Annotated in this window: 6 protein-coding genes and 1 pseudogene; 4 read left to right on the plus strand and 3 right to left on the minus strand. The window is 68.1% G+C overall.

The window, feature by feature from the left end:
• Positions 1–108: 108 nt before the first annotated feature.
• On the minus strand, positions 109–477 hold the full coding sequence (locus ELR45_RS08295; RefSeq protein ID WP_129664993.1) for a hypothetical protein: 369 nt from the start codon (positions 475–477) through the stop codon (positions 109–111).
• A gap of 33 nt (positions 478–510) precedes the next feature.
• Positions 511–741 carry a fibronectin type III-like domain-contianing protein gene (locus ELR45_RS08300; protein ID WP_165367589.1) on the minus strand — a complete coding sequence of 77 codons (231 nt, stop codon included), beginning with the start codon at positions 739–741 and terminating at the stop codon, positions 511–513.
• 413 nt (positions 742–1,154) lie between these two features.
• On the opposite strand from ELR45_RS08300, the pseudogene ELR45_RS43180 reads away from it, so the two are divergent.
• The 3 genes and pseudogenes from ELR45_RS43180 to ELR45_RS08310 all read left to right on the plus strand — a co-directional run.
• A pseudogene (locus ELR45_RS43180) lies at positions 1,155–1,343 on the plus strand (IS110 family transposase); the annotation flags it as partial.
• Entirely contained in the window at positions 1,323–1,826 is a 504-nt protein-coding gene (locus tag ELR45_RS08305) for an alpha/beta fold hydrolase (RefSeq protein WP_476704123.1), read from the plus strand. The pseudogene ELR45_RS43180 and the gene ELR45_RS08305, both read left to right, overlap by 21 nt.
• Positions 1,827–1,935: 109 nt before the next feature.
• Positions 1,936–2,334 (plus strand): nitroreductase/quinone reductase family protein, encoded by a 399-nt coding sequence (locus tag ELR45_RS08310; RefSeq protein ID WP_205856230.1) that lies wholly within the window; start codon positions 1,936–1,938, stop codon positions 2,332–2,334.
• Positions 2,335–2,395: 61 nt separating this feature from the next.
• On the opposite strand, the gene ELR45_RS08315 is transcribed toward ELR45_RS08310, so the two are convergent.
• Positions 2,396–3,307 (minus strand): helix-turn-helix domain-containing protein, encoded by a 912-nt coding sequence (locus tag ELR45_RS08315; protein ID WP_129665000.1) that lies wholly within the window; start codon positions 3,305–3,307, stop codon positions 2,396–2,398.
• A gap of 170 nt (positions 3,308–3,477) precedes the next feature.
• Here ELR45_RS08315 and ELR45_RS08320 point away from each other — a divergent pair, with 170 nt between their 5' ends.
• Positions 3,478–4,335 (plus strand): SDR family NAD(P)-dependent oxidoreductase, encoded by an 858-nt coding sequence (locus tag ELR45_RS08320; protein WP_129665002.1) that lies wholly within the window; start codon positions 3,478–3,480, stop codon positions 4,333–4,335.
• Positions 4,336–4,421 lie beyond the last annotated feature (86 nt).

Here is a 4,421-nt window from a genome sequence, read left to right on the forward strand (position 1 = left end):
CGGGCCAAGTTGCGCCAGGGCCCGCAAGGGGTGCGGTTGAGGGAAGCGAGACGGCACCGACGGAATGCCGACGGGACGGAACGTATACGCAAAGAGCGCCCCGGCAGGTCACCCCTCCCGCGATGACGTGATCGCCTGCCCCTCCCGCCGAGTGGCTTCCTCGATCAGCGCCGTGATCTTCCCCTCGTTGAGGACGAGACGGAATCGGTTGGCGAGCGTGGTGAACACGTTCACGGACGACTTCGCGCACTGCTCCAGCAGTTCGTCCGCGACCGCCTGCCCCACCCCGACCTTCTCGGCCAGGAAGGTCCCGACGACTGAGCGGGCATGCGGATTCTGCAGCACGAACGCCGTCTCGGTGTCGCGGCGCAACGGGCGCCAGCGGTGAACACTGCTTCGCGCCTCGATCTCGACCTCGTCGGCGAAGTCCCGGGAGGACGAGCCCATGCGCAGTCGCACAGGCCCGTCGTCGAGCACCCGCTTACCTCGCCTGCCGTCCAGTGGGCCAGGTCAGCGACGTCCACGGACGTCAACGTCGGCCTCCTCGCCAGGGGCGAGCTGGACCTTGGCGAAGCCGACCAGTTCGTGGGGCGCGCGGCGCGCACGGGGCCGTTCCGGCGAGGCGTACACCTGGATCACGTCGGCGCCCTCCCGCGACCCGGTGTTGCGCACGCGGACGCGCACGGTGACGGCACCGGAGTCGACGACCCGCTGGTGAGCCGCGTGGACGGTTAGTGTCACCGTTTTAATCCGAACGTGATCACGAGTCTGGTAGGCGCTGGCCGATGCCGACTGTCCACGAGTAGCTGTGGCAAATGCCCGCCCAAGTTGCTAAGGATCTCACGCGCAGAAAGGTATTCGTGCAGGTCAGAGGCTGCCGAGTGGAAGCAAGGATGCCGCCTAATGGGTATTAGTGAGTCGGCCGTAGGGCGGACTCGTGTCCGGTAGCCGCTGGCAGGTGAGCACTGTGTTCCGCCCTGGATGTTGAGTCCTGTTGAGAGATTGTGCCCCTGCTGGTTGGCCGGGAGAAAGGATCGCTGATGGGATGTCGTTGCCCGCTGGTTTTGGCGTGAGCACTGCTCCGTTAGGTCGCTGATAGTTCTCCCGCGTGCTGCTGAGCGTGATCGATATCGAGAACGGGAGAGGCACGCGTGGTGCTGTTCGTGGGTGATGACTGGGCCGAGGACCATCACGATGTCGAGGTGATGGACGCGGCTGGTCAGCGGCTGGCCAAAGCCAGACTGCCCGAGGGTGTGGCCGGGGTCGCGCGGCTGCACGCGATGATCGCTGAGCAGCTCGGTGACGAGGTGGACGAGGCGGAGGTGCTGGTCGGGATCGAGACCTCGCCCACGGACCCGACTCGGTGGCACGGATCGCCGGACAACTCGGCTTCGACGATCCGAGCCGAACCGGGCAGCATCTCGAGGTGCGCCGACCGCACGACACGACGATCCGGTACACGGTCAGCACGGGACACCTGGACCATGATCGAGTTCGCGCGCGACGTGGCCGCCGTACTGGAAGCCGAATCCGTGACCTCAGCGGTCGTCGCGGGGCACTCTCTCGGCGGGGCGGTCGCCGTCGAGACCGGCAGACTGCTCCCGGACACAGTGACCCACGTCGTCGCGCTCGACGCGCTGCACTACCTGGGCCTGTTCCCCGCGATGAGCGACGAACAGGCCGAGACCATGCTCCGCGGGTTCCATGACGACTTCGCCGCAGCGGTCCGGTGTCTTCGAGGGAGGATCCCCCGAAGACACCGCCCCCGAGCTCAAGGACACCTACTTCCACTGGTGGCGATTGCGGTGACATGTGCGCGTCCGTGAGGATGGCGGTGTGGATGGGAGCGGCCGGGCTGATAGCAGTGGTCGAGCGAAGGTGCCGCCGCGGTGGTTTATCCGGACCGCGTGGGTGGTGCATCGCGGCCTTTACCGTGTGACGGGTGGACGTCTGGGATTGCGCCGCCCCACCACCACCGTCTACGGAATGCTGCGGCTGCGCACCATAGGCCGGAAGTCCGGACGCGAACGCGCCGTGATCGTGGCGTACTTCGAGGACGGGCCGAACCTGGTCACGATGGCGATGAACGGGTGGGACGACGCGCCGCCGGCGTGGTGGCTGAACCTGCGCGCCCAACCGCTCGCGACGGTCGTCCTCCCCGGACGGGCGCGCCGTCATGTGCGCGCCAGGGAAGCAGAGGATGTAGAACGGGAACGCCTGTGGGCGGTGTTCCGCACGCTGGAGAACGACGGGTCCGACCTCGACGCGCTAGCCGCGTTGCGTTCGCGGCCCACGCCGGTCATTGTGCTCGAGCCCGTCGAGGCCACACGGTGACCCGGCGCATCCCCGATTACGGTCTCCCTCGTCGTCACGGGTCGTACCGCGCACGTCGTGCCTATCCCCGAGGCGACTGCTCGACGGTCGTCGTCTGCGGCGTGTGGTCTGGTCTCGTGGAAACGTCGGCGGCCGGGTGTGTCCAGCTCGCCAGCAGGTTGAGCGACTGCTGCGACGGGGAGCCTGCGGCGACCGTGTAGACGTACAGGGTCTGCTCGGCATCTGCGGGGAAGGTGAGGGTCTCGAAGTCGACGGTGAGGTCCCCGACAACCGGGTGGCGCAGCCGTTTGGAGCCGTGACTGCGCTGATGGACCTGGTGCTCGGACCACCAGCGGAGGAACTCGGGACTAGCCAGGGACAGCTCTCCGACGAGCTGCTGTGTCTCCGCGTCCTCAGGGGTTCTTCCCGCAGCCAGGCGAAGAGCCTCGACCGCATTGCGTGCCTGCAGTTCCCAGTCGAGGCAGAGAGCACGCGCCTCCTCCGACAGGAGCATCCACCGAGCGTAGTTGCGCTCCCGCGGAGGCATCCGCTCGAAGTCCGCGAACAGAGCGCACGCCAGCCGGTTGGCGGCGAGCACGTCAGTGCGGCGCCCGAGGATCATCGCGGGCTGCGTGTCCAGGGATTCGAGAAGCTGATGGAGACCGGGCCGGACACGCTGCTCAGTCGTGCGCGCCCGAGGACGTGGCGTTCCGGCGGCGCTGACGAGGTCACGCAGGTGCGTTCGGCCGGCGTCGTCGAGGTCGAGCGCGCGTGCGATCGCGTCGAGCACCTGCGCCGAGGGGACGATTCGGCGCCCCTGCTCCAAACGGGTGTAGTAGTCGGTCGAGACGCCCGCGAGCAACGCGACCTCTTCGCGTCGCAGCCCCGGAACGCGTCGCACCCGGCCATCGGCGGGCAGGCCTGCGCGCTGCGGGTCGCTCGCAGCGCGCGCACGGCGCAGGAAATCAGCGATCTCCTGATGAGGGGTGGGCATTCCTTCATGGTCGCAGACGGGCGCGATGAGCGCCTGGGTCGCTGAGTCCTAGGTTGCGTCGGACCAGGAGACGCCGGGCCAGTTATGCGCCCCCGACAGCCTCGCCCACGCACGATGCTGGAACGGCCGGCGCGATCAGGACCACCGGCGGACGATCAAGGAGAGAACACATGACCTATCCCACCACTGGCCCGGCGACCTGGTTCGTCACCGGGACATCACGCGGTCTCGGCCTCGACCTCGTCACTCAGCTCCTCGAGCGCGGCGACAACGTCACCGCCACGACCCGTTCGATCGAGCGCCTCACCGCAGCCCTCGACGGCGTCGACACGACCCGGCTGCTTCCGCTCGAAGTGGACCTCGCGGACCAGCGGCAGGTGAACGACGCCGTCGCCGCGACCAAGTACCGCTTCGGCGGCCTCGATGTCGTCGTCAACAACGCCGGCTACGGTTTCCTCGCCGCCGTCGAAGAAGTCACCGACACCGAGGCGCGATCGATGTTCGACGTGCAGATCTTCGGCGTCTGGAACGTGCTGCGCGCCGTGCTGCCCGGTTTCCGGGAGAACCGCAGCGGACACATCATCAACGTCTCCTCGATCCTCGGCCTGACCTCCTTCCCCGGCTGGGGGCTCTACTGCGCGGGCAAGTACGCGCTCGAAGGCCTCACCGAGTCGCTGGCCGCCGAGGTCGCCGACCACGGCATCGATGTCACCCTGATCGAGCCGGGCTACATGCGCACGGACTTCCTCCGACCGCAGTCGCTCGGTCTGCCGAGCGCGGCGTCGGACGCCTACCCGGCGATCCGCGAGATGACCGAGGCGCACCAGGCGATGCCCGGCACCCAGCTCGGCGACCCTGCCAAGGCCGCCGCCGCGATCATCACCGTCGCGACCACCGGCACCGCACCGCTGCACCAGGTCCTCGGCTCGGACTCGCTCGGCCTTGCCGAGGCCCGTGTGCAGACCCTCGGCTCCGACATCGAGGCCGCCCGCGCACTGGCCGTCACCACCGACATCACCGAGGGCTGAAGGCTTCGAAACCCACGCTGCGACGACCCGAAGTGCCTGCGCTCAGCGTGGGCACTTCGGGTCATGTCGTCGAACGACGAACTCAC

It is taken from the genome of Phytoactinopolyspora endophytica, assembly GCF_004138495.1.
Taxonomy (GTDB): Bacteria; Actinomycetota; Actinomycetes; order Jiangellales; family Jiangellaceae; genus Phytoactinopolyspora; species Phytoactinopolyspora endophytica.